Genomic DNA, 3,761 nt, shown 5'->3' with positions numbered 1-3,761 from the left:
AATTTTTGACAAAACGTAGTCTACTCAAAATTTACTCCTTTGGTTGTATTTTGAATACAATTTAAAAAGTACAGAATGGAATCTTATGGTGCAAGAAAATCATTACGATATCTGAAGGATATTTAAATCCACGGAATAACGCGGATTTTAAAAAAAATTTAATTAATTCTCCGCGTTCCATCTACGTTAATCTGCGGCCTAAACTAAGAGCCTCAGATTCGCGCGGTTGTATCATTATTTTTTTTAGATTTTTTTTACACAAATTTTTAATTCTTTAAAAGTAAATTGGAAATTGTCCGGGGCTAAAAATTAAAGCCACCAAATAACGCGGATGAAACGCGGATTCTTTTGAAAATTTAAATAAATTCTCTGCGTTCCATCTGTGTAAGAGTAAAACCTGCCTAATCCTCAGTACCCTGTTCAGTGCTCAATTCTTCTCTGAATGGCAGCAATATTCTGGCATGAGTTGATTTGCCCACTTCTGACCATATTTCGATTTTACCATCATGGTCTTCAATGATCTTTTGGGCCATGGTGAGCCCCATACCTGTGCCATTTTCTTTGGTGCTAAAATAGGGTTCGAAAATTTTATCCAGAATTTCGGGATGTATTCCAGGACCGTTGTCAATAAACTCAATTTCCAGGTATGGTTTAAAGTTTTCATCAATTTGTTCCACTAAAGAAGAAGAGATCATAATAATGCCTTTGCCCTTCATAGCGTCGAGAGAATTTTCAATGATAATCTGAAAGCACATTTCAAGTAAAATAGGGTCGGCATAAAGACGATCATGAAATTCGTTTAAGTCCAACTTGATTTCTAGTCCATCCCCTTTGTAATAGGCAAATTTTTGCAAAACACGATTGATCACTTCTGAAACCGAAATCATCTGAAAATTGGGTTTTTCAAGATTAGTAAAACGTAAAAATTGTTTGGTCATCTCGCGAATTCGATTTAATTCTTGATCCATGGTTTTAATATCTTTATTGATATTCTCGTCTACAACAGTACTGCTCTGGGAAAATCGCATTTTAATTGATTGTAAAATGAGCTGCACGGTAGCCAGAGGTGTTTTGATATCGTGGGCCATTTTTTGTACCGTACGTGTCCAGATTTCCAGTTTTTGTGAAGATACCTTTGTGTCCTGGGGAATGGTTTCAAGTAAAAAGCCCGAGGGGATTTTAAAAAAACCTGGTAGAACAGTGCCCCGCAGGAGCACAGGCAAAGTCTCTTTTGAAGTGCGGATTGCAATTTCTTTTTCCAGAAAAACGCGTTGTGTCATTAGGTTTTTAATGAATTCCAGTACAGTTGGTCGTTCTTCAAGAGAATTGAAGAGATCGGCATCGGTTTCAATGTGTTTTGCCAAGTGCAAATGATGTTCGAAGTTACCATTCAGATATTTGATTTTCAAGCGGTGATTGATCACACACAAACCGATAGATGTATATTGAAACAGATTTTTCTGGACATGATGAATGGCGGAAAATTTTTGCCAGGTAAGAAAGAATCCAATCAAGAGCAAGTAAATGGCCGAGGTGAGGGCAATGAAGAGATAATATCTCCAATTATAAAGATGATTATTTAGAAATTGATATTCGTAAATCGCATCTTTTTTCTGGATAATGATTTCACTCCCCCGAGTGCCAATATGATTGAAATTTAAAATATCATCCGAGTTGGCCTGCAAAGGAATCTGATAGGAGTGTTTGAAGTCGGAAGACACAATGACATAATATCCGTTACGAGCTATTCCTATTAGTTCTTTTTGAAGATCGCCGTCTAAATCTTCCTGAATTAAAATACAACTCAGGGGGAATTCTAGTTTAATGGTCTGCACAATTTCCAGGTTTAAGTTCGGCCTTAAAATGGTTCCCTGATTTTGGGAAACGAGATAGAGTTGTTGATGGTTATTCTGGATGACAATAAAGGGTTGAAGTACCTCGCCCTTTGGGAAAGCTTTTTCTCTTAGCTGGCGGCCTTTAAAATCATACAATAGAATTCTTGAATTGATATTCAGACGGCCCGAATAAGAATATGATGTGAATATGAAGGTTCGGTTATTAAGTGTGTAGGGGATATTGGTTACAGCGCTGCTGAACCTGGGAAAAGCTTTAGGTTCAAAAAAGAAATTCAAGTTTTTATCAAAAATCATTAAATAGGCATTGTCATCCTTGTAAGATATGGGGCGATGGAAGTTGTTGGGGGCAAAACTGTTTTTCATTAAAATTTCCGGTGTACCATCGCCATCCATATCGACCACAATGGGGCCTACAACCTGAGCACCGAATTCAGGAGATCGTGCTGTGATTTTTCGCTGATCGATATCAAAACGGATCAGGCAGCGCGGCTTCAGGCTTAATCCCGCAAAAAGACTAATAAAACATTCTTTGTAACCATCTTCGTCGGCGTCAAAAAAAACGGCCTGGGGTGTGGCCAGGTCCCAGATATGCTGCGGATGGGCATTCTTTGCGGGGGCACTAATCACGAATTGGCGATAGAGAATGAATTTATTTCGGTTGCGAGGATCAAAGGCATACAGGAATAAAGAGTCATTTGCTGTGGTAAAAAAATAAATCTCATCAAATAGATCGCCATCATAATCCGCGAAAAAGATAGCTTTTGAAAACCATTTTTCGGAAAAGTTCCACTGATCTATTAACTTTTCACCATTGCGGTAGAAAATCGCTCCGATTTGGGACATGGCTGAGTGATATTTAAAACGCACTTTTTCGCTTATCCCATCATGATCAAAGTCATGATAGTAGTCTTCGGCAATCATATTACCCTTAAAAACCGTATTGCCTTTTAGATGAACGTGGCGGGGTTTAATTAAATTCTTTTGCCAGACAACAATCAAAATTGTGATTAAAAGGGCAATCATAAAAAAAATAAAATAGACCAGGCGGTAAGTTTTTTGAAGTGATTTTTTTGTGTGTTTATTCTCGCTCACATCAAGTTTCCCTGTCGATTTTAGCGGCCACTTTTAAGCCTTCCGGCAAATCAATCTCGACATCCCTGATTAAACAGAATGTCTTAAGGTATTAAATTAAGAAAAAATAGAAAAAAATCCAATATCAATTGCCTTTTCAATAAAAAACCACTGATATGGAAGTGGGGATTCTTATTAACTTTAGTAGAGAAAAAGTACAGTTCAAACGATTCATTTATTCCCGATACTGGACGAATTTAGCAGCGGATTAGCCACTGGACATTAATTAATTCTAAAAAAATCCGCGTTATTTGGTGGCTTTAATTTTTAGCCTCGGACAATTTCCAATTTACTTTTAAAGAATTAAAAATTTGTGTGAAAAAAATCTAAAAAAATAATGACACAACCGCGCGAATCTGAGGCTTTTAGTTTAGGCCCCAGATTAACGCAGATGGAACGCGGAGACTTAATTTAAATTTTCAAAAGAATCCGTGTTTCATCCGCGTTATTTGGTGGCTTTAATTTTTAGCCCCGAACAATTTCCAATTTACTTTTAAAGAATAAATAATAAGTTTGTGTGAAAAAAATCTAAAAAAATAATGACACAACCCCGCGTATCTTAGGCTCTTAGTTTAGGCCCCAGATTAACGCAGATGGAACGTGAAAAATTAATTAAATTTTTTTTAAAATCCGCGTTATTCCGTGGCTTTAAATATCCTTCAGATATCGTAATGATTTTCTTGCACCATAAGATTCCATTCTGTACTTTTTAAATTGTATTCAAAATACAACCAAAGGAGTAAATTTTGAGTAGACTACGTTTTGTCAAAAATT

The 3,761-nt window shown here is 36.6% G+C and carries 1 protein-coding gene; it reads right to left on the bottom strand.

Features of this window, described 5'->3' with window-relative positions; translation table 11 throughout:
• Positions 1-401 precede the first annotated feature (401 nt).
• The gene (locus tag ACWB0I_RS05205) at positions 402-2,948 is read right to left on the bottom strand and encodes a sensor histidine kinase (RefSeq protein ID WP_479386980.1); all 2,547 of its coding nucleotides are present in this window, start codon (positions 2,946-2,948) and stop codon (positions 402-404) included.
• Positions 2,949-3,761 lie beyond the last annotated feature (813 nt).

The sequence above is a fragment of the Caldithrix sp. genome (assembly GCF_056497305.1).
Note: the sequence above shows the minus strand (reverse complement) of the source record. Positions and strands in the feature narration are given on the sequence as shown.